Annotated in this window: 20 protein-coding genes; 8 read left to right on the forward strand and 12 right to left on the reverse strand. The window is 43.4% G+C overall.

Annotated features, from left to right (window positions below):
* Nucleotides 1-8: 8 nt before the first annotated feature.
* Nucleotides 9-686: a response regulator transcription factor gene (locus K7B07_RS26220; RefSeq protein WP_223713514.1), complete on the reverse strand. Its 678-nt coding sequence runs from the start codon at nt 684-686 to the stop codon at nt 9-11.
* A gap of 518 nt (nt 687-1,204) precedes the next feature.
* On the opposite strand from K7B07_RS26220, the gene K7B07_RS26225 reads away from it, so the two are divergent.
* The 3 genes from K7B07_RS26225 (at nt 1,205) to eptA (ending at nt 5,930) form a co-directional block, all read left to right on the forward strand.
* Nucleotides 1,205-3,295, forward strand: a complete 2,091-nt coding sequence (locus tag K7B07_RS26225; RefSeq protein ID WP_223713515.1) for a TonB-dependent receptor family protein — start codon at nt 1,205-1,207, stop codon at nt 3,293-3,295.
* Nucleotides 3,296-3,487: 192 nt separating this feature from the next.
* A complete protein-coding gene (locus tag K7B07_RS26230) occupies nt 3,488-4,396 on the forward strand; it encodes a phosphatase PAP2 family protein (RefSeq protein WP_223713516.1) in 909 nt (302 codons plus the stop codon).
* Nucleotides 4,359-5,930 carry a phosphoethanolamine--lipid A transferase EptA gene (gene eptA / locus K7B07_RS26235; RefSeq protein WP_223713517.1) on the forward strand — a complete coding sequence of 524 codons (1,572 nt, stop codon included), beginning with the start codon at nt 4,359-4,361 and terminating at the stop codon, nt 5,928-5,930. Before K7B07_RS26230 ends, eptA begins: the two co-directional genes overlap by 38 nt.
* Before the next feature lie 23 nt (nt 5,931-5,953).
* On the opposite strand, the gene K7B07_RS26240 is transcribed toward eptA, so the two are convergent.
* The 3 genes from K7B07_RS26240 to K7B07_RS26250 form a co-directional block, all read right to left on the reverse strand.
* The gene (locus K7B07_RS26240) at nt 5,954-6,211 is read right to left on the reverse strand and encodes a hypothetical protein (RefSeq protein WP_223713518.1); all 258 of its coding nucleotides are present in this window, start codon (nt 6,209-6,211) and stop codon (nt 5,954-5,956) included.
* 205 nt (nt 6,212-6,416) lie between these two features.
* Complete coding sequence (locus K7B07_RS26245) at nt 6,417-6,845, reverse strand: PepSY-like domain-containing protein (protein WP_223713519.1); 429 nt, start codon at nt 6,843-6,845, stop codon at nt 6,417-6,419.
* A gap of 361 nt (nt 6,846-7,206) precedes the next feature.
* Nucleotides 7,207-7,428 carry a hypothetical protein gene (locus K7B07_RS26250; RefSeq protein ID WP_223713520.1) on the reverse strand — a complete coding sequence of 74 codons (222 nt, stop codon included), beginning with the start codon at nt 7,426-7,428 and terminating at the stop codon, nt 7,207-7,209.
* Here K7B07_RS26250 and K7B07_RS26255 point away from each other — a divergent pair.
* The 3 genes from K7B07_RS26255 to K7B07_RS26265 all read left to right on the forward strand — a co-directional run bounded on the left by K7B07_RS26255 (nt 7,406) and on the right by K7B07_RS26265 (nt 9,061).
* Nucleotides 7,406-7,780 (forward strand): VOC family protein, encoded by a 375-nt coding sequence (locus K7B07_RS26255; protein WP_223713521.1) that lies wholly within the window; start codon nt 7,406-7,408, stop codon nt 7,778-7,780. The two genes, K7B07_RS26250 and K7B07_RS26255, sit on opposite strands and share 23 nt — an antisense overlap.
* A gap of 24 nt (nt 7,781-7,804) precedes the next feature.
* The gene (locus K7B07_RS26260; RefSeq protein ID WP_223713522.1) at nt 7,805-8,167 is read left to right on the forward strand and encodes a VOC family protein; all 363 of its coding nucleotides are present in this window, start codon (nt 7,805-7,807) and stop codon (nt 8,165-8,167) included.
* A 252-nt stretch (nt 8,168-8,419) separates the two neighbouring features.
* Complete coding sequence (locus tag K7B07_RS26265; protein ID WP_223713523.1) at nt 8,420-9,061, forward strand: DNA alkylation repair protein; 642 nt, start codon at nt 8,420-8,422, stop codon at nt 9,059-9,061.
* A 61-nt stretch (nt 9,062-9,122) separates the two neighbouring features.
* Here the strand turns inward: K7B07_RS26265 and K7B07_RS26270 are convergent, their stop codons facing one another.
* Nucleotides 9,123-10,244 (reverse strand): serine hydrolase domain-containing protein, encoded by a 1,122-nt coding sequence (locus tag K7B07_RS26270; RefSeq protein WP_223713524.1) that lies wholly within the window; start codon nt 10,242-10,244, stop codon nt 9,123-9,125.
* A 361-nt stretch (nt 10,245-10,605) separates the two neighbouring features.
* Between K7B07_RS26270 and K7B07_RS26275 the strand changes: the two genes are divergently transcribed.
* Nucleotides 10,606-11,517: a helix-turn-helix transcriptional regulator gene (locus K7B07_RS26275; RefSeq protein WP_223713525.1), complete on the forward strand. Its 912-nt coding sequence runs from the start codon at nt 10,606-10,608 to the stop codon at nt 11,515-11,517.
* 311 nt (nt 11,518-11,828) lie between these two features.
* Here the strand turns inward: K7B07_RS26275 and K7B07_RS26280 are convergent, their stop codons facing one another.
* The 3 genes from K7B07_RS26280 to K7B07_RS26290 all read right to left on the reverse strand — a co-directional run bounded on the left by K7B07_RS26280 (nt 11,829) and on the right by K7B07_RS26290 (nt 14,730).
* Nucleotides 11,829-13,988, reverse strand: a complete 2,160-nt coding sequence (locus K7B07_RS26280) for a TonB-dependent receptor (RefSeq protein WP_223713526.1) — start codon at nt 13,986-13,988, stop codon at nt 11,829-11,831.
* Nucleotides 13,989-14,266: 278 nt separating this feature from the next.
* Nucleotides 14,267-14,440, reverse strand: a complete 174-nt coding sequence (locus tag K7B07_RS26285) for a hypothetical protein (RefSeq protein ID WP_223713527.1) — start codon at nt 14,438-14,440, stop codon at nt 14,267-14,269.
* A gap of 143 nt (nt 14,441-14,583) precedes the next feature.
* Nucleotides 14,584-14,730, reverse strand: coding sequence for a dihydrofolate reductase family protein (locus tag K7B07_RS26290; RefSeq protein WP_223713528.1), 147 nt, complete (start codon nt 14,728-14,730; stop codon nt 14,584-14,586).
* Nucleotides 14,731-15,459: 729 nt separating this feature from the next.
* On the opposite strand from K7B07_RS26290, the gene K7B07_RS26295 reads away from it, so the two are divergent.
* Entirely contained in the window at nt 15,460-17,442 is a 1,983-nt protein-coding gene (locus K7B07_RS26295; protein WP_223713529.1) for an SdrD B-like domain-containing protein, read from the forward strand.
* A 21-nt stretch (nt 17,443-17,463) separates the two neighbouring features.
* Here the strand turns inward: K7B07_RS26295 and K7B07_RS26300 are convergent, their stop codons facing one another.
* The 4 genes from K7B07_RS26300 to K7B07_RS26315 are packed head-to-tail and all read right to left on the reverse strand — an operon-like array spanning nt 17,464 to nt 22,547.
* A complete protein-coding gene (locus K7B07_RS26300; RefSeq protein WP_223713530.1) occupies nt 17,464-18,630 on the reverse strand; it encodes a sialidase family protein in 1,167 nt (388 codons plus the stop codon).
* Nucleotides 18,614-19,795, reverse strand: coding sequence for a sialidase family protein (locus K7B07_RS26305; RefSeq protein ID WP_223713531.1), 1,182 nt, complete (start codon nt 19,793-19,795; stop codon nt 18,614-18,616). Before K7B07_RS26305 ends, K7B07_RS26300 begins: the two co-directional genes overlap by 17 nt.
* 20 nt (nt 19,796-19,815) lie before the next feature.
* The gene (locus tag K7B07_RS26310; protein WP_223713532.1) at nt 19,816-21,276 is read right to left on the reverse strand and encodes a sulfatase; all 1,461 of its coding nucleotides are present in this window, start codon (nt 21,274-21,276) and stop codon (nt 19,816-19,818) included.
* Entirely contained in the window at nt 21,273-22,547 is a 1,275-nt protein-coding gene (locus tag K7B07_RS26315) for a sialidase family protein (RefSeq protein WP_223713533.1), read from the reverse strand. The genes K7B07_RS26310 and K7B07_RS26315 overlap by 4 nt, the downstream gene beginning before the upstream one ends.
* Nucleotides 22,548-22,592: the final 45 nt, after the last annotated feature.

Below are 22,592 nucleotides of genomic sequence, written 5' to 3' on the forward strand. Positions count from 1 at the left end.
AGTGTAGTTTATGCATCGACCCATTTATAACCTGTGCCGTAAATTGTCTTTAAATAATGGGAACAGCCGGCATCATTTAATTTTTTCTTCAAATTTTTTACATGCGCGTACACAAAATCATGGTTATCCAGCATATCAGCAAAATCACCGGAAAGATGTTCAGCCAGCGTGCTTTTTGAAATCACTCTATTTTTATTCCCTATGAAGTAGATAAGCAGGTCAAATTCTTTCCTGGTAAGGACGACCAAATTGCTATTTACAGAAACCGTTTTAGACAAAAGGTTTATTTCCAATTCATCTTGCATAATGATATTCGAGTTGGCAAAATTCCTTCTCCGGATAACTGAGTAGACCCGAGCAGTTAATTCAGAAAGATGAAAAGGTTTGGTAAGATAATCATCCGCTCCTATCTGCAACCCTTTTATTTTATCATCCAAGGCATTTCTGGCTGAAATAATGATAACGCCATCCTGTTTATTTTCTTTTTTTAGTTCTTCAAGAATCTTAAGCCCGTTTCCATCCGGAAGCGTAATATCCAATAAGATACAATCATAATTATATACACCCACCTTATTGATTGCCTCAGTAAAAGTTGCGGCGAATTCACATAGATAGTTCTCTTCAGAAAGATATTCAGCAATACTTTTCGCCAGTTCTTCCTCATCCTCTATAATTAATATTTTCATGCGGCAAATTTAGAAGCCCAATTTTGAATTAATTTTGAACAAACGATACAATGCCGGCCATATATAACCAGAAGGTTATGTGTATGCTGCTACCTTCAGCTACAATTCACAATGCTTCTTAAGTAAGCAGGACCTTTCCTACCCTGTTTCGGGATCTACAATGCCCCCCAAATTCCAAAATCATATTTCTAAACAGGAGCAGCTTACATACACCATAACACACTAATATACATGCATTTATATATTCAATTTCACCAGCACCCTCAAGCAATATTTTTCTTATACATTAAAAAAGAATAAAAATCCATGCGCTGTTTACAGAAGCTATGATGGCTGCTCTATGTAATGCGCTACCTTTTTCAGGGGCACCCCCTATATCAAAAACTACCTGATCATCCAGCAGACTCAATTGTTTCAAAAAATTCCTTATTCCGTAAACATCCACAGTGGTCCTTTATTGAACTTTGCCGCCGAAAAATCACAACTGATAGACTCAGTATTTCTAAATAATACAACACTTGTTTAAAACAGGACAATTGTTAAACAATCTTCAAAAACGTATGACTAAATCAAACATTCTGACCATTGCAATTCTGGTTATTACCATTTCAACACTTCGGGCGCAGAACGTAAACGATTCTTCAAGTGCAAAAAAAGATAGTCTGAATTCAGCCCGGTTAGAGGAAGTTACAGTTACCTCAACCGGAGTAAAGCAGAAAATACAAAACTTTGCCAGCACCATTAATTTCATCTCCTCAAAGAAAATGGAGGAATTGAATTTGCAATCAATTGGAGAGGCGATGAGGCTGATACCAGGCGCTAACTATTTGGATGAAGACGGTCGCGGAATAAAACCAGGTATTGGCCTCAGAGGCTTAGATCCTAACAGAGCAGGAAATACGCTCGTTGTTATTGACGGGAAATTTCCTATTGGGCAAAGCTATAGTCAGTTAGGAGCCTATTATATGATGCCGGTCGGACCAGTTGACCGGGTGGAGGTTATAAAAGGAGCCTCGCCAGTGTTATATGGTGGCGGTTCAATCGGTGGTGTTGTAAATATTATTACAAAATCCGGAAAGGGAATGCCTTATAGCAGGGTTTTTGCGAATTATGGCAGCTATAACAGCCTGAACGCAGGTGCGGAAACCTACGGTAATAACGGGAAGGTGAGTTATTATGCCGGCTATAACAGAAGACAGGGAGATGGTTTTAGAACCGCCAATTCTAAATTCAACACCAATGACGTGACATTGCAACTCGGAATGAAGCCTGATTCATTAAATGAAATCAAGGTCTATGTAAACGCCTTTACTGAAAATTCACGTACTCCTGGCGGTATTTCCCAAACAGACTTCGAAGAAAACTATCGAAAAACGCTGAATTTACACGATGTTTTTATCGGCAAAAGATTCAGCACCAGTATCAACTATACCCGCATCTTAAATTCTGTAAGTAAAATAAGCGCTTCACTCTATGGAAGTTATTTTTTAAGAGATTGGTGGGTTGGTGATCGAACCGGTAAAGATGCCAATACAGGAGAAGTGAGAAATATACCCTCAGGCGGCCTTTTTGTTGACTATAACAATACCGGGAATTTAGGGGGCCTAAAGAATAGCTTTCTTGCCGGGATCCGGATACACGGAGACCGAACCAACAAATATTTCCTCGTTGGAGATCATTTAGATGCCAGGACGGGGAAAGCGACACTGGGCATTCAGGCTCCGACCAATGTTTATGAAGCCTATGTTTATGATGACCTCTCTTTGACTGAAAAGCTTAAGTTCAGTCCTGGATTACGATATACACATGTAACATTTAATCAAAAGGACATCATAGCCGGAACGGAGTCCGACGCATCGAAAAACGAAAGCCTGATATACTCTTTGGGGCTGATTTATATGCCTGCCGATAATTTAAGCATCTATACCACTGTTTCCAGGGGCTATCAGCCACCGGCGATTGAGTCTGCAATGGATCCGGGAACCATCGCCGCCGGGACCATGTTAAAGGCAGAAACCTCCAATAGCTATGAAATTGGTATCCGCTCGCAAAGCCTCAGCTGGCTGGATTTTAGCCTGAGCGGTTACTTACTTTACTACAATAACAAGGTAATTAATGAAAGCGGGGTTAATAAAAACGCAGGAAAAAGTTTTCACAGAGGTATTGAAGCCGAAATTAATGTGCTTCCCATTGAGAACTTAAAATTTTACGTAACCGGTGCCCTTCAGAAAGCAACATTTGCAAATGGCCAGTACGAGGGGAATTATTTACCGTATGCACCTACAAAACTGGTTACAGCCGGAGTTCGATACGCGATCAATGCCGGAAAAGGTCAATTCGTTGCTAATGTTTACGACTCTTATACCGGTCTTCAATATAATGATGCGGCCAATACAGTACCTCCCACACCTGATGGCTTTAATGGGATGATTCCCGATTACAATTTGCTGAATGCCACCCTCAGCTATTCCTTTAAAAAATTAAACTTTAATGCAGGAATGCTAAACATTCTGGACAGACATTATTATACCCAACGTTTCGCATACTGGGGCGGACTGACGCCTTCGCCAGGCCGTACATTTTCGGCTGGGATGAGCTTTAAATTCTAAAAACATATCGTTTAAAGAAACTTTCCTCAGAAATAATCAAATATCATATTTTACACTTAAATACTGTGTAATCCGTTCTGGCACATATCATTAAGGGTCAGAACGGATATTTATTAAACCACTGCTCCTTATATGAATTCCAAATTAATTCTAAATTAATTCTGTTCTTTACTTATTTTTCAACGAATAAATATGGACAATCAGAAAAGATCTGCAATTTTTAACAACTGGATTTATTCATTTGCCCTCCGGAGCAACAATATCATTAACAACTATTCAAGACTCAAGACAGTTTTGTTTATTTTACCTATTTTTTTGCTAATTACCATTATTTTGCAACTGTATAGTCAAAATGCATTAAGTGTTGATGGATATATACAAATTCAAAAGGGCCTCTTCTTTTCTATTAATTATAATCTGGGTCAATATCCAAACCTTCAATTCAACCTCACCCAGTTTGGCGATGCACTGATTTTTTTGTCTTTCTTAAGTATTTTTATTATATATGTACCAAAAATCTGGGAGGCATTAATACCTGGCTTACTGGTTTCTGCATTATTTTCCTGTCCGCTAAAAAAGATATTTGCGGTACCAAGACCTGCTGCGATGTTTACTAATAATAGCTTTATTATCATCGGGGAAAAATTGTCGGGGTCTAACAGCCTGCCTTCAGGACACTCCGTTACAATTTTTACCATACTTACCGTGTTACTGTTTGCATTTACCCCCCAAAAGTTGAAGTATAAAACGCTCTTCTTTCTTTGCGTAATCATCATGGGTTTGGTACTTGGCTTTACAAGGGTTGGTGTAGGAGCTCATTATCCGCTCGATGTCATCGTAGGAAGTATTATCGGTTATATATCAGGGCTTATAGGTATTTTTATCAGCCGGAAATATAAATTTTTTACCTGGGTTAACAATAAAAAGTGCTACCCGGTATTTATTCTGTTGTTTCTGATCGGTTGTATTATGCTGATGAACAAAATAATTAATGAAAATTTGATAATATTTTATTTGGCATTTGTCAGCCTGATTGTGTCACTATATAAAATAACCAACATTTATGCTAAAAAACAATCTGAAGTTAAAGCAGTTTTATAATATAAAGCTAAAGCCCCTCTTTAATTTAAAGCTGACACAGTTTGCATTGTTAATGAGTTTTTTGACTTTTCTGTTCTTTCATGTTCCATTCTACACGTTTGTTTTTGATAACGTTGATTATAAAAGCCTGAACGGTATTATTATAATCATAAGTTTAATAATTCTCATGCTGACCGCAAATGCTTTTGTTTTTTACCTGATATTCTTTCTCTCGCGTTTTGTTGGAAAATTTTTATTGGTTTTAATATTTATCCTCAATGCAATTGCCCTTTACTTTGTCAATACCTACCATATCATTGTAGATGGAATTATGATGGGCAATGTGCTCAATACCGATTATGGAGAAGCCAGCAGCTTTTTTTCCATTAAGTTGATCGTGTACATAATTCTACTGGGTATTATTCCCGCCATTTACATCATTAAAGTAAAAATAGCAGGCGTAACGCTGAAGCGATTCTTAATCACCTCCTCGCTCACCTTACTATTTATGATCATACTGGCATTTGTTAATTCAAGCAATTGGCTGTGGATTGATAAAAATTCGAAACAATTGGGGGGTCTTGCGATGCCGTGGTCCTATTTTGTAAACACCGGCATTCATTATGTTCATCAATACGAAAAAAACAAAAAAGAAGTTTTACTGCCAAATGCAACTATCAAAGACAACGAGAAAGCAGTTGTTGTCTTAGTCATAGGAGAATCCGCAAGAAGAGAAAATTTTTCTTTATACGGTTATTCAAGAAACACGAATCCGCTGCTTTCCCAAACGCCGAACTTATTTCATTTTGACGCTACTTCCTGTGCTACATACACCAGTGCAGGCGTAAAATGTATTCTTGAGCACACCCATACCGATGAGCTATATGAGATTTTGCCCAATTATTTATATAGAAATAATGTAGAAGTTATATGGAGAACCACCAACTGGGGAGAACCTCCGGTTCATATTCAAAATTATCAAAATAAAGATGCGTTAACGCTAAATTGTAAAGGTGATAGTTGTAACTACGATGGAATCCTTTTAAGTGGCCTGAACGAACAGATACTGGCCAGTAAAAAAAATAAAATACTGGTTGTGCTGCACACAAGTACAAGCCATGGTCCTACGTACAGCAAGAAATATCCTCCGCAATATGAAACTTTTAAGCCCGTTTGTAATAGTGTTGAATTGGGAAACTGTTCTCAAAAAGAGCTCGTCAACGCTTATGATAATACGATTGTTTATACTGACTATCTCTTACACCATGTAATTGAAGATTTAAAACAGCTAAATGGGTATAAAAGCACTATGATTTTTGTTTCAGATCATGGAGAATCTTTGGGAGAAAAAAATCTATACATGCATGGTGTACCTTTAAGTATTGCACCAAAAGAGCAGTACGAGATTCCTTTCATAGTTTGGTTATCCGATAGTTCAAAACAACTCAAGCCTAACAAAGAATTGACGCAAAATAATGTATTTCACAGTGTTCTAAATTTTTTAAGCATCCAGAGTCCCGTTTATAGTGAAAACATGAACATTTTTAAACAATAAACGAAGAAACAAGGCCCGTTATTCTATGTGCCGTTTATCATAAACGGGTAAACCAATTGAAGGAATCGGAAAAGGGTCAATCGCCTTCCGAAGTAAATAACCAAATTGGTAGTTGGATCCAGGGTAATTACCGGGGCATAACTGACATTGCCTTCGCCCGTAACTATAAATCCGTAGGTAGCCCTCAGCTTTATACTCTCAATACGGGCAGCAACCACCTGGTTGTTATAATCATTCAGAACCGGGCTATTGGTTTGTGCAGCGTTGATAAAGCAGGTCAAATCATGGTTCGTTTGCGCTATTAAAGAACTACTCAAAACATGATAACAGGGGTCAATAGCCAACGGGGCAAAATCAAATGTAAATTGAGCGTAGTCATATATTTATACATAGTTCACAAGCCCATATAGTAGTATTCGAGATAAAGAGAAGCCGTTACTTAACGGCCTCTCTTTATCTCGGGCCTATGCCGGATTGATTACTTTACTAATCTTTTTGTTCCTTTATGAATTTTCCGGCTTCATCAAAAATCAAATCCTTTCCCTTTACTTCCGCTTCATAAGTAACTGCACCTTTTGCATCCGTGATTTTAGCGGCCTCCTTGATTTTCTGACCGGGATAGTTTTTAGCAACATAGTCTTTAATAGGTGCTGCTAATGCATCTGCGCTCATGCCTATTTCTGTTTCAACAATATCACCCGATAATGTTAGCAAAACAGAATAGCTTGTTCCCTGTTGTTTAAACCCTGCCTCATAATTACCATCTTCATTTTCCCATTTGACATTTTTAACATCAGGGAACTGTTTTTGTAAGCCAGATTTTACAGATGCAGGAATACTTTTTTCCTGGATTTTTTGTGCGTTGACAACAGTTATGCCGGCAGCGGCTGTTAAAAGAAATACGAGCTTTTTCATTGTATCTGATTTTGGATACAATATTCAAACGCAATTTAGAAGAAATTTTGAATCCTTAATTTCCAGTAGTGTTAAGAAACCCTGCTTTAATTATGTTTTTGTTCTCTCTAAAAAATTAATACCAATAAATTGAATATCTGTTAAAAATCTTTTTTTTGGCCAAGTAAATGATTTAAAGTTGCGGACATCGATTAACTTGAGGGCATTGCTTCCAGGTAGGTACCCAATAATCCCTTCAGCTGTCTTATTTACTTCCTTTTATAAAATAAGAGATTCGAGATCGCACCAGGACAATCCCTGGTTTCCGTATTTGTATAATACCCGCCGCTATTGGCCCCAAAGCAGATGCCTCACCCTGATATTAATTACCTGCATAAGGAGCTTTTTGAGGCGCTGTTTGTAATACTTCGGCAATGCCTTTTTCCGCGTTGAGCAACCAATGCCATATTTGTGATTTATTTGCTTTCAGCGCAGCAATATTTTGTAATTTTAATGGACCATGTCTTGGATTGTATACGATATGAGGTATTAATACCTGAAGAACTTTTAAATATAGGCGTATGAATGCAGAATTTCTAAACATCATCCCGGTTTTGCCCAGCGCCGATATTGAGCGCGATATAAAATGGTATAATGAGAAAATGGGACTCAAGAACTACTTTTCAGACAGTATGTATGCGATTCTTTACAGGGATAATTTGTGGTTGCATTTACAATGGCACGCCGGTACAGAAGATGACCCTTTACTGGGAGGCTCGGTGGTAAGAATTTTGATGAAGAATATAAGTGCTATTTTTGAGGAATTTCAAAAGCGGGGAACTGTGACTGCGGATAAATTAAGGCAGGATACTCCATGGAAAACCAATGAATTTGGTTTTTACGACCTTAACTCAAATGCCCTATTTATCATGGAAGATGTGCGCTCGAAAGAATAAACTACAGGATCAAAATATACCGTTATGACAACGATACTCCCCTTCGTTCGTGTACCCGATGTCGATTTTGCAAAATCATGGTATGAGCGGATTGGATTTGAATGCATTGGTACGCATGAGGAACCTGGTTGTGGTTTGGATTGGGCTATGATGTGCTGGGATAGCGCTGTGTTTATGTTGTACCCGCAACTGGAGAATACGATTACCAATGCGAATAACTGCGGTCTCTATTTTAAAATGGATAGCATAGATGGCTTGCAAGGAAAATTAGAAGGTAAAGCCCGGATCAGCGAAACCGTTGCCGAAACAGAATACGGACGAAAAGAAATTACATTTCATGACTGTTATGGTTTTCAGATAACGTTTTCCAGCGGGCCGGATCAGTGATTGAAAAGCTATTCCCTCTTTTTTAACGCGATTCAATTAATTCTTATCGATTGAAGAAATGCGAAAGGGTATATTCTTTAGAGAGAATATGAGTGTCCGGAAGGATTAAAAAATTGAACACCGAAGTGGCACGCCAAAAACGGTAGGCAATGTGTCAAATGTATATTTTACAATTAACGGAAAAGAGAGGGTTGTTAAGCAGACAATTATTTAAGAGCCGCATTATTTTTTCCCGAAAAACAAAAAGCGAATATGAAACTTTCTTCAAAAGCTGAAAACATTGTAGCTCAAATCAATGCTAAAACGAAGTTAGGGGACTTACGGAAAATGGCGGGTGAGATTAAAAAAGACCACGAATTGGCTTTGGAACTTTGGTCAACAGGACAATTTTTACCCCGGCAGCTTGCCCTTTTGATTATGGACAAAAAACAACTTTCACAAAAACTCATTGACAGCTTGGATAACGACATTAAGCAGCATAGTGAAGAGGAAAGACTTCAATTAATTGATTGGTTAATGGCAAACCAACTTTCAAAAGACAAAAAGACTATTGCATTAATGGAAACCTGGGAAAACCGTCAATCTTCATTACAAAGACGGATTTTCTGGTATCATCAGGCCCGTTTACGTTGGGTGGGACAAACTCCGCCGCCTAACAGTGAAGAATTACTTTCGAAAATTGAAGAACGTATCGAAAAAGAAGTGCCGGAAGTTCAATGGGCTATGAATTTTACTGCGGCGCAAATCGGAATTTTTGAAAAAAAATATCGCTCAAGATGTGTTGCGCTCGGAGAACGCACAGGACTGTATAAAGATGAAATAGTCGCTAAAAATTGCACCCCTAATTATTTGCCCAAATTTATAGCCATCCAGGCGGATAAGCTGAAAAAATAAAAAGAGTAGGGCTCTTTAAAATAAGGCAGCATATCGTTCCTGTTGTTCCGTACAGTGATATTTATCCTTCCAGGAAAATCCGCAACCGTATATTTAGTATACCGCCCTGGTCGCCATTGGTAAAAAATACATACCCGTTTTTTTGTTCTCTTGAAAATGCACAAAAAGCCAGGAAACCAGGATTCTCACCAGTATGCGAATATCTGACACCCTGACCTGTAGGCTCGATAGCAAAGCCCAGCCCCCATCCTTTTATAACGCCAAAGTGGTCCTCCTGTTCAGGAGGAATCCGGGACTGCATTTTCAACATTTCATTAATGGATTCCGGCTGCAAACCATAGCCATTAATCATGGCAGTTACAAATCTGGCATAGCTCACCGCCTCAGTGTGAAGTGCATTGGCAGGGCCAAACACCGTAGAATCGTCGTACATGGCATCTGCCGCATTCCATTTATGCCGGTACACCTTGTTTCCCTGGTACCCGGTCACTTTGTTTTGCCCCATTAGCGGGTTCCAGCTAAAGAACGCATATTTCATACTCAAGGGACCCGCCACTTCCCGCTGAAACAAGGAATCAAGATTTTTTAGTGTCAGCCCATTAATATGCGCCACGACCCTTGCCAGGTAGTTATAAGCTTCACCGGAATAGGAAAATGTTCCCGGGTTACACTGCATATACATTTTATGCCTGCTGCTCCAGTCTCCGGTAGCAGGATCCAGCCAGCGCCAGTTGGGAAATCCTGTTGTATGGCTCAATACCATTCTTGCAGTGACCTGTTTATAGCGATTGTCGTGCGAAAGTTCTGGAAACGGAAGGTATTGATATAAAGGCTTGTCCAGATTCAGCAATCCTTTTTCCACCATTTTCATTACAAAAAAGGCAAATAAGGGTTTCGATATCGAAGCTGCTTCAAATAAAGAGGAGTCATTTACAGCAGAATGAGTGTCAAGATCTGCCAGGCCCCAGGCCCGGTGATAGACAAGCTTACCGTCATTAATCAATGCTATTGACAAAGCCGGTATGTGGAGCGAGTCCATTTGTTTTTTGAGGAACTCGTCTATTGTTGCTTCCGAAATGGGTTTGTCTTTCCAGTTTTTTACCTGAGCAATACCCGTCGATCTCACACCAGCTATAAGACAAATCAGAAAGCAGGTCTGCAGCCAAAGAGATGCCTTTTCCATAATACCTATTTATATGGGATTTCTATTATTCCCTTTCTCTGAGATTGAACCAGCCATCGATCACTTCTAATAAAGGTAGCGGGTTTTTCTGATTGCTTTGTACGGTGGAAGCGATTTATTTTAACGATGCTGTTTATCCGGATACCGCTTCAACAATCCAACCTAATTTATTTATTTTCAATTTAATACCTGCATCTTCACGGCTTTAACGCGACAACATAGTGCGGTCATAACAGTTGCTGCGTGGTCTAGTGTTTGCTGTTTAGCAGATCATCTAATTATCTGAAAAAATTATATATACAACCCCGGGGTTGTATTTCGATCTGCTGTATTTTTATGAATACTTCATGAACTGAACTATATGACTGATGAACAAATAATACAGGAATACAAAATAGTGTTCCGAAAGTATGTTAAGGATGGCATTATTGACCTTGACAAGCGTTTAAAACACAAATTCGATTTTCAGATACACGCATTAGGGCCATTGATTAAAGTACTTGACGGGATAGTGCCCCCCTATAAGCAAAAACGCTATGCCATCACATATATCGAAAAAGCTGAAGGAATAAAATCAATAGGACATTTCACGTTTCCATTTGAGAATAATTTATTGCTGATCATTCCTAAAAACCTGATCCATTCCAGTAATTACAGTAATCTTAACTGTTCCGGATACATGCTCATGTTTAACGTAGATTTTTTTCTTGACAATGCATTTCCGAAAAAGCATATTGAGAAAAAGTTGATCTTTAAACGGTCTATTAAACCCTGGCTGAAGCTAAGTGCCCAGCAGGCAGAAAAAGTGAAAAGTATCCTGCAACAAATTCATATTGAAAAAGATAGTCAGCATAAAAACAAGCTTGAACTTATCGCCGTTAAGATCCTGGAACTACTGGTACAATGCGACAGGTATGTAACCGACGCAAATAACATCAACGAAACCGATTCTTTTAATTTAACCCTGGAGAAATTTTACGATCTCGTTGATCAGCACCATTCAAAAAACCGCTCTGTTTCTTATTACGCCAGGTTATTGCATTTACATCCCAATTATTTGAATGCCATTGTCAATAAACACTCCGGCCTGAGCGCAAAAGAGCTGATCGATGATAAAATTTTACAGGAAGCCAGATACCTTTTACGCGCCACCACCTTTTCTGTTAAAGAGCTGGCCTTTCATCTCGGGTTTGAAAATGCCGGTTATTTCTCCTCATTTTTCCGAAAAAGAAGCGGCAGCTCGCCAATCGAGTTTCGCAGATCTGTTCTCTGATCTCAAAACGGGTCACCCGGTTTACTTTGACAGAAGAATTACAACCGGCAATAACCGGAACCTTTCCGGTAAATCAACCGTATCACCGTCCTCATTCTGACAATCCGGAGATTCATAAAAATTTCAGAATGCCTTCAGCAATTTGGCCCAATAAACTAACAGGAAACCAACCGGCACCGTTTTATAAGGCGGTCGGTTTTTATTTCAAAGTGATGGAGCCCGTTGGAGATTCGCCCAATAAAAAGCGGATCAACAGATCTTTATTGATCCGCTTTTGGGTCCTTCAATGTCTTATCCGTAAAAGCAATGGCCTACAGTCTGAGTTTGACACCTCCATTTACCACAAAACCATCCAGGGGCGCATAAATATCCCGGAAGACAGGACGATCAATCGCTCCGGTATAAATACTGCCAAAACGGGTCTGACGGGTATCCGTAAAGTTTTCGAAGTTCACAAACAGGGAAAAATCTTCCCAAAGCTTTTCCGCCATAAAGCCGGTGATCCAATACGGTTTTCCGGTGGCACCATCACTTAATTGCTGCTTGCTGTAATAGTAAGCCTCAAGACCCAATTTCCATTTATCCTCCACTTCATACATCAGCACATTATTCAGCCGGTGCCGGGCAGTTAAAGGAAGCCACTCCTTTACCCCCGTATAATGGGTATTGGCATCGGTATACGTGTAGCCCACAAACAATTTAAAATCGCCATACGTAAATCTTAAATTGGTCTCCATACCCTTTGTATCCAGATACCCGGATGAATTTTTAAGCTCCATCGTTCCGTCATCTCCCGTTACCAGTACCAGCGGTCGGCGCAGCTTTGTGTAAAAGAACAGGTGGTTCAGGCTGATACCCACTGCCCCGATGGATGTACGGTAATTGATATCCCAGTTTCCGCCAACAGACCGTTCATTCCGGGTCGTGTGGATGTCTGCCGGCAACAGGTTCCGGAATTGCATCCGTTCTGCCTCTTCCGTAAAAATGGTCGGCGTTTTATATCCATAGCCACCACCGACGCGGGTGGTAATTGCAGGCGCAATTTTAAACATAGCCGACACCCGGGGCAGCAGCTCAAACCCGTGGTGAGTTACATAATCTCCGCGCAGCCCCGTCTCCAATACCAGCAGGTCTGAAACTGTCCAGGCATTTTGAGCAAATAACCCATAAGTTACATAAGAATAGTTCCTCAAAGGGAAATCCGCCTGTTTGCGCTCTTTCAGATCTTCCGTTAAAACATTCGCTCCGATTACCCAATCTGCTTTTTCCCCGGACCGGTTCCAGGTCAGCTCAGAAAAGGAAGATTGCTGCAGACCATCAAAACTGTAATCAGGGATGGCGATCAGCCGGTCAAAGCGGCTATAACTGTTCTTTAACTGTAATGTAGCATTTTCTGAAAGTTTATGGGCAATGCCCAGCTGGGTAGTGATCCGGTCCGTATTGTTCTTTTCAAAAAATCCGGGGTTCCCGTTTTTCATATAATCCATACTTCCCCCGGTGCGGTCTTCAGTGATATAGGTGACACCCATATTAGCGGTCGTCCTTTTTCCATACAGGAATAAACGGGGGTTAATGGTATAGCGCTCAAATTTTGGAATTGCAGATAAACCAATGTCAGCAGGGTCATATGCCCTATTACTGTTCCGGGAAACAAATACGGTCATACCTGCTTTTCCATACCGCTGGCTGTAAAAACCGCTCAGATCCAGCCCACCGGCAGAGGTCCCGTTCGCAAGGAAATGCAATTCCCGCTGTTCCCCCGGTGTTTTGGAGATGAGGTTCACCAGTCCCGCAATGGCACCTCCGCCATAAAGCGTAGATGCAGATCCCTTGATCACTTCTACCTGTTTTAAATCCAGCGGTGCGATCTGCAACAGGGAAAGCCCGCCTGAAAACCCGGAATACAGTGGGTAGCCATCCCGCAGCATCTGGGTATAACGCCCGTCCAGTCCCTGTATCCTGATGCCGGCGTTAAAGGAGGTGGCAGAGGTTTGCTGCGTCTGGATACCGGTGCTTTCATTGAGCATCATCCGGATATCACCTGGTTTCATATTCCCCTTTTCCTCCAGCTCTTCGCCTGAGATCACTTCTGTTCGGGTGGGTGTATTGGCGATGGTGCGGCTGATACGGGTACTGGTTACCACTACTTCTTCCTCATCTTCATGTTCCTCTCCGTCATGTTCCAGCAACACTTCTTTAACCGCTGTTTGCGGAAGCGCAAGGGTAATTTTTGCTTCTTTAAACCCCACAAAGCTTACCATCAGCGCATAGCTGCCATCGGGCAGATTTTTAATGATCGCCTGTCCGGAACTATCAGCAACGGCTGATTGATGAAGCAGTTCAATAGCAACAGTGGCTCCGGGCAACGGGCTTTTATCTTCTTTATTTTTTATGGATACCGTCAAATCATTTTGAGCATACGGTACATAAGCACATAGCATTACTATGCTCAGAAACAGTAATTTCTTCATTATATAGAAAAATAGAAATTAGTAAATAGGATTACAGTTATTAAAAAATGACCGTTTAAATCCTGGGAGGCTGAAACAGCCTGGAATGGTAGTCTGACTGTATCCCGATATAAAAATCGGGATAGTCCTGTATGATATACACCCCGGGCGTCGTTAAACCGATGTTTACCGGACTGATAACACAACCATGATACACTGAACAAATTGAAAAGGGCGAGCAGTTGCTGCAATCATTGTGTTTTTCCGGATGAGAAGACTGCTCGGTTGCCTGCGCTTCCTCACACCCATCCAGGATAGAGCAAGGCAGCATGCTGCTGAACAATACAAACAGGATCAATATATACCCAAAACACTTTTTCACGATCTGCAAATTTAATATAAACCCGCCAAATCATTTCACCCTTACCCTGACAACCCTGCCTGTCAGCGATTCCCTGCTCTTTTCTGTCCATAGCGTAACTCAGTTCGGCCACTCCCGAAGTAAATCCCCGGGTAGCCAATAGTTTTACTTTGTCTTTGATAGCAACAAAAAACGGAAGCCTTGCCCAAGAATAACTGGATTTACAAATAGCCAGTAGCCATCCATTAAGTTCAGTTAAATAAGAGAATGCGTCCCAATCGGACTGCCAAAAAGAGGAATATCTTCACCTGCCAGCTGTTTGAGTTCATTTATTCTGTCCGAAAGGTTATCGCTAATAAATTTTGTATTAGTGGAACCTGCCGCTTCTACTGTTTTTGACAAAACAACTTTATGAATTTTTTTATACTACTTTGAATGCTCTATACGTGTCGGGTCGCTCCCGGATTGTCTCCCGCAGCAGGTCAGTAGTTTTCCATCATCTGGTACGTTATACGTGCATATAATTCGGTATCGCCTTCGTTTATCCGCTTACCGGCATATCAAAATTTCCTCATCAACACTAACCCAGTCGGTTTCCCCTTTCGGTCCTGCTACAAAACCATCAAGCGATATGTGCATGAATGAAATTATTTTTCTCATATGATCTCTATTTATTATTGAATTGATAATTACCGATTGCGAAAACAAGTCGATTCATATTGACTGATTACTATTTTCAAGATAGTGTTCAAGCCGATTCAAGGTCTTCCTGCCACCAGGCAGCTAACGGAAAGTCACATGCAAGCACCACCGGTGATGACTGATCCAATTTTCTTTGTTTCCAATCAGCTCCAGCTTTCCCCTAGCAATAAATAGTGGATTTAAATAAGTATTTTAATAAAATCAGCAAAAAATAGCAGGCAGAGATAGATCAAAACTGCTTTACTTTAACAGTTGATAATTCAGTAAATCAAAGCGCATCCCGTGCCGGTTATTTTATGAAAAAAATGCAGGTTCAGAAGCCTGTCGATTTATCAGGTGAATGCTGAAGCTTTGCCCGGTTTGAGTCTCTTCGATATCTCGGTTAAGTTAATCAAAAGGCGGTTCTTATCCTCAATTAAAAACCATACCATGACAACCAGATCTGTATTTTTTCTTGTATGCATGATTTTTATGTGCAGACAAACGGTCACCGCTCAGCAATGGAGGAATATTGTAACCGAATCCTTTGATACCGGCAGTGGTGCCAATACCCGGAGCCAGACACCGGCAAGTAATATTTCACCCGGTACTACCGACTATACTCCCCTGACAGGAACATCAGGTTCCGGTCCGGCAGACGGACAGTACATGGTAGCCACTTCTTCGATCGCACCGGCCACCAGCACCAACAAATCATGGATCATCCAGCGACTGGATCATACACCAGGAGATGTAAACGGTTATATGATGGTCATAAATGCCAATCCCGCCCGGCAGGGCGAAGCCAACGGCACGTATTATTTATACAGTACCAAAGCATTTGATGTACCAGGCGCTACCTATTCAATAGATTTCTGGAGCGCCAACCTTTTAACAACTACTGCAAACGGCGCCAAAGAAGCCTATATCGGTCTCGCGGTTCGTGATGGTGTTGCAAGCGGTACCTCCTATGGTTCCGGAAGCTGGATCTTACCCAGAACAACTAACAATAATGTGCTCCCCTGGGTAAACCGCCAGGTGACCTTTTCTTTACCGCTTAGTTATGCCGGCAATGCACTCAATTTTAATTTTTACAATACGGACAATACGAGCGGTACCAATGGCAATGATTTTGTGCTGGACGATATCACCATTAAAATGCAGGTGATTACATTATCAGGAAAAGTTTTCAGCGATGCCAATGCCAATGGCGTACAGGACAGCGGGGAGCCCGGTATTGACGGCACAGCAACACCGGTATATGCCTATGTAACCAAGGCAGACGGAACCATCATCAGCAAGGTGCAGGTAGCCCAGGACGGTAGTTATATTTTTAGTAACGACGAGGGTGTTCCGTTAATCCCCTCATCAAACGGCGATATCGGCATGAAGCTTCTTATATCTTCCCGGAATTCAGAACCCGGCGATTCAATCACAAGCTCAGAGATCACCGGATATGGTCATGTCAGCGAAAATACAAATGGCTCCTCCGCAGCAAGCCCGGGTGCCGTTAACGGAATTATGAACCTTACCAATACCTCCGAAGATATTTCAAATATAAATTTTGGCATCAAACAGTATCCGGAAAGTTACGACGTCACCAAGCAGATCGCAGGAGCTCCGGAACCCGGCCAGCCGGTTTCGCTCGCCGACACGCCGTTCCGGGGAAGCGAAGGAGGAACAGGGGACCAGCCATCCAGCTGGACAGGGAAGCCCGTGGCTATTGAAAGTCTGCCTTCAAACGGGTTTGAGCTGTACTACGACGGCGTAAAAATAAATGACACCGACATTGGTCCGGATGGTTATGTTATTCAGAACTTTGATCCTTCAAAACTGTTTATACAGGCCACAGAGAATACGCCGGGAGGCACCAGTTCCACCGCATTTACCTATTCCGTAATAGATGAAACAAACCTGAAAGATCCTACTCCTGCAACCTTCAGCGTTGAATATTCTCAGGCCCTGCCGGTTACGTTCGGGAACCTTTCCGCAACTATTGGTCCGGACGGTATACTTACGGCAAACTGGACCACATTAACGGAGAACGGAAATGATCATTTTGAAATTGAGGTTTCGGCAGACGGAAAGAAATTTGCAGTTGCAGGAACACTGAAATCACAGGCACCAAACGGAGATTCCAATACACCGTTGAAATATATATTCACAAAATCTATGACCGGATTGGCAGGACTAATGCTTACCGCCGGACTTTTAATAAGCCTCGCAGGTGGTTCCTGTAACCGCAGGCGCCGGCGGCAACTGAGCTGTTTACTGATACTGGCGATCACTCTGAACGTTTGTTCCTGCCAGCGATCCAAAGACACTGTAAATTTAAACGGAACATATTATGTGCGTATCGCCCAGGTTGATCAGGACGGAAAGAAAACGTATTCAAAAACAGTTGTGGCTACAACAAATAACCGGGAACCATAAAAAAAAAGGAATACGCGGGCATTATTTTTCCAGTTGTTTTGTTTCCCTGATCAGCCAGTTCCAGTCGAACCGGGCCACGGCCGCGTACCGGGGTTTGCCTCTCCCGTAAAGCACCAGGAAACTGCCGTCCTTCAGCACGATGATATCTGAATAATTGGCCGGGCCTTTGAATAATAAAACGGGCGCTGACCAGCTTTTCGCCTGATCGGCCGTATAACTGACCGCGAGGTCATTTCTACCCGGGCCCAGCGGGCGGCTGCACAGCAGGTAGAGGTGCCCCTTGTGTTTAAATGCCGTCAGTCCCGCGTCCACTGCAGTAAACCGTTCGATAGAACTCTTTATGGGCCACGACCAGGTAATGCCTCCATCCCTGCTTAAAGACTGAGCCCTGTTTACAAAAGCACCCGGTTCGCTCAGCCGGGCATCCAGCAGTAATTGGGAACCACCCAGCGCCACTAACCGCGATTCATTTGCCGAAAAGGAATCGACACCCGGCAGATACCCGCCGCTTTTCCAGCTGCTGCCCTGATCATCGCTGTACAAGACAGAAACACCATACCTGCGTTCGCGGATGTTTTTTTTAACGGCGAACCGGTGCCAGACCTGCACCAGCATGCGTCCGTTCTCCAGCGTAATCCCATGACCGGGACCCGGGAGATGAAACGGCCGGCGGTACGGATCCTTCTGAAACAGATGGGTCAGTTCAACAGGTGCCGACCAGGTAATCCCCTGATCACTGCTGTTGATCGTGTATACACGGCTGGAGTCGTTGTTAAAATTACGGGCATAAAAAAGAAAGAGCTTACCGGTTTTCCGCTCTCTGACAGGCGTGGGATTAGCGAAGGATTCACCGTTGTTGCTTGCTACGATCACCTGTGAAGGTAACCAGTGTTTTCCCTTATCCCTGCTGCGTTTTAACACAATATGATGCGGACCGTCATCCCCTGTCCCGATCCGCCCTTCAGCAAAGGCCAGCACATCGCCGTTGCCGGCTTCGATCAGTCCGTATACAAAATGTTCCTTTACGTGGAAGGCCGAATCGATGCCAGGAGGCCACAATACTGACTCTGCGAAGACCTGGGCAGTCAGGCGGCCCTGTAAACAAATAAAAAAAACAACAAACAACCATTTCATTTTCATCCCTTCTGTTTTTACCGGTGCATACAGCCGCTCAGAACAGTTCTTCATCCAGGAGTGTGCCCGGTGTAAAGACCCCGGCCGGGGGAAGCGCTATAAAGATCATTTTTTCATAAGGGCTCTTCCTGCCGGCTTCAAACAACATCCCGATAGCGCCATTGTTCAATTTTGTGATCGAAGAATATCCTCCCGGTCCTTTATAAATCAGTTTGCTGTTGCTCCAGCTTTTACAATCATCAAAACTGGTTTTTAATGTCAGATGTGTTCTGCCCACCGGAACAGCCGGGTTAAGAAACAGGTGCATCGGTTTGCCTTCATGCTGTCCGAAATTCAGGAGGCTTGCCTGGCATACAGATTCCACCAGTTGAAAATCGTGTTCGATTGGTGTCCAGGTCAACCCGCCGTCCTTACTGTAAGAGATCGCCCGGGATTGTTTGCGATTGTAAGAACGCATGTTCATCACCAGTGTCCCATCGGAAAGTTCTGTCACCTGGCTCTCATTACAGCCCGGCCGGATCGGCTGGCTTTTTTGCCAGGTCCTGCCATGATCGTCGGAAAAGAGCACATGGGCCCCATACCCGAAAGGACCATTTCGCAGATCGCCTTTAGGATCGTCATAGCTGTGATTGGCGGGTATCACCAGCCGTCCTTTATAAACGCCGTTCCTCACCTGAATGCCGATACCAGGTCCGGTTGCATACCAGCCCCAGGAGCTATCGCGGCAGGTATTACCCAAACTTTCGGGCTTCGACCATGTCCGGCCATCATCATCGGAATAACAAACATAGGGGATCCGTGGTGCTGATGATTTTTTATTAATGATCGCGGCCTCTCCGTCTTTGCCGTAGTTCCATGTAAGCACCAGCCATATACGGCCTGTTTCCTGGTCCACAACAGGACAGGGATTCCCGCAGGTATTCGGGCCGTCATCCCATACCACCTGCTCGTCGCTCCATGTTTTTCCATTGTCTGCCGAACGTTTTACCAGCAGATCGATATTACCCGCGTCACCCCCTTCACGGCCTTCGCAAAAGGCAAGCAGGGTTCCTTTCTTTGATACGATCAGGGAAGGGATCCGGTAATTATTATACCTGCCTTTTCCCTGCTGCCAGAGAACGGTTTTTTGAAGGGCCTTCTTTTTATCCGCTTTGTAGGAATAAGAACAAAGAGCTATTGCCACACCAACAATTGCCATCAACACCAATTTTCCTTTCATAATTCAAATGAGTTTTACTATTAGTTATTCAGAACCTGTTTATTATTTTTGTTCCTGTATGATTCAAGCAACCGTCCTAATTTATCTTCCACCTTTTTGTAGCCTGCCTGCCCGGCAAGATTGATCGTTTCGACGGGATCCTTCTGCATATCATAAAGCTCCCTGGATTCGATGACATCATCTTTTAAACGGTACCAGACAGTGTACCGCCAGTCTTCATCCCGCACCGTATATCCCATATGTGTGGGATGGCCGGAGCCGATCGCTTTATAAGGTCTGCAAAACTGGCTGTAGGCCTTTTGGTTCCATTTCCGTTCCGGATCTTTTAATAAAGGTACCAGGCTTTTTCCGCTCAAAGTAGGGGAAGGCCGGATACCGCACAGATCCGTCAGCGTGGGATACAGGTCCACCGCTTCTACGATTGCATTGGTAACGGCGCCTTTCGCATTAACAGGCGGAGCCGAAATAATCATTGGGATCCGGTCATCCAGTTCAAAATTGGTGGATTTGCACCACAGTTCCTGTTCCCCCAGGTGGTAGCCGTGATCTCCCCAAAGTACAATGATCGTCTGTTGCCGGAGCCCCAGCCGGTCCAGCTCATCCAGGATCTTTCCGATCTGTGCATCTACATAGCTGATGCAGGCATAATAAGCCCGTCTCAATGTAGCTTCCGTCGCACCATCCAGGGGGCCGGCATCGGGAATGTCCGAATAACCTCTTAATTCCTGCCATTGATGAAAGGCAATGTCCGGTGCCCCTCCGGGTTTTTGTCTGTGAGCTATTGCTGAAAAATCGGTCTGCGCATACAGGTCGAGGTATTTTTGGGGCGCACAGAACGGAAGGTGCGGCTTCTTAAAGCCCGCTGCCAGGAAAAATTTTTCACCGGAGCTTTTAAACTCCCTTAATGCGCTGATCACCGCATCTGTTATTTTACCATCGGGATATTTATTATCCTCCCCTTCTGTAAACTCGGAAGCCCCGGCCTTCCCTTTCTTTTTATTCGGAGGGAGAAAATATTCATCACTCCGTACGGAAAGATTTTCCAGCGATGGCCGCGACCAGGAGGCCTCATCCTGGGTATTTCTGGAACCATGAAATATCTTTCCGATTCCTACCGCGGTATATCCCGCCTGTTTAAATGCCTGGGGTAATGTGACCACATCGGGGTTCTTTTGCCGGAAATGCGTGATCAGATCTGTGACGCCGGTTTCATCTGGCCGGAGGCCTGTTAAAACAGAGGCCCGTGAAGGATTACATACGGCCTGCTGGCAATAAGCACGATTAAACACCAGGCCCTTGCCGGCCAGGCGGTCCATATTAGGCGTGATCACCTTCCGGTTGCCGTAACAACCCAGATCAGGCCGCAGATCATCTACCGCAATAAAGAGTACATTTGGCGGAGTGCCGGTCTGTGAGAGGGCCGCCTTGCTGATCATAAGGATCAATGCCAGTAATAAGGTGTATAAAGAACCCGGTTTCATAAATATGTTCCTTTGTTTTTTGTATTTCGCCTGATGGCTGTGTGCCAGGGCTGATCTTTTCCGGTCCTTACCCATTCGAGGTTAAACCGGTGAAAGTCGATGGAGAAACGTTTATCTGCCACCGGCACTTTTTTTACATTATGGTTGAACTCCGTCAATGCTCCGATGAATCCATCCGCTGTTCTTATCATACTGGAGTAGCCACCATACCCGTTGCACAAACTATCCACGTTCACTTCCGGATAGAGCAGCCGGGCATATTTCCAGGAATCGCCGTCGTCCTCACTTAGCCGGACTGTCATCAGGCATCTGTTTGCCGTCCCGTCCTTCTCATGTTGTGCAGGGTTCAGGAACAGCAACAGGTTCGGTGAAAACGCATAGCGCAGCACAGCCGCCTGGCAGCGTGGATCCGGCAGATCCGGATCATCCGCAAATGCAGCAAACCCTTGTTCAAGGGTTCCCCTGGAAATAAAACGTGTATGACTTCCGGACCAGCGGGCACCTACTCCCCTGTCGTTGCGCATCAGCTGGCCGTTGGAGAGTTCCGTAACCGTTCCTTCAAAAGTACCCGGGGGTATGCGCCGGTACTTCCAGGTAGTGCCATGATCGTCGCTGTAAATATTTCTTCTGCCGGCAGGTATGATCAGCCGACCTTTGTATTTTCCCTGTACGATCTGGATACCAATGCCGGGGCCTACGGCATCCCAGGTATAATCCGGTGGCACCAATGTTCCGGTATAATCAACCGGGCGGGTCCAGGTAATTCCGTTATCATCACTGCAGGTCACAAAAAGCCTTCGTTGCCCCCAGGTATTGACCGGCATAAATTCCATCCCGTTAAAACGGCCACCATGCTGGCTATGACGTTCGTCATTCCAGGAAAGAAACAGCCAGATCCGCCCGGTCTGCTCATCGGTTACAGCAGCCGGGTTCCCCCAGGTACCTTCGCCATCCGAAATCACTACTTTCAGCTTTGACCAGGATTGTCCGTTGTCATGAGAAATTTTATAAACCAGGTCGATATCTCCATAATCCAGTACCGAATATTTCCTGCCTTCTGCAAAAGCGATCAGGTTCCCGTTCTTTGCGCGGGCCATACAGGGGATCCGGTAAGAATTATAGCCCTCCTTGTCTGCAGAAAAGATCCGGATGGGTTTCGTGTACGCCGGCAGGTTCCGGTCTTTAGCCGGGTGCTGTTTGCCCGCCCGGGCCCGTATACTGCAGAGCAGCACCAGCACCAGTAAACCATTGCCGGCCAGCCGGAGATTCAAAGTGCGTATTTTTATGCGGAGGGATCCCATTCTCTTCAATACTTT

This window comes from Niabella beijingensis, from assembly GCF_020034665.1.
GTDB classification, from domain to species: domain Bacteria; phylum Bacteroidota; class Bacteroidia; order Chitinophagales; family Chitinophagaceae; genus Niabella; species Niabella beijingensis.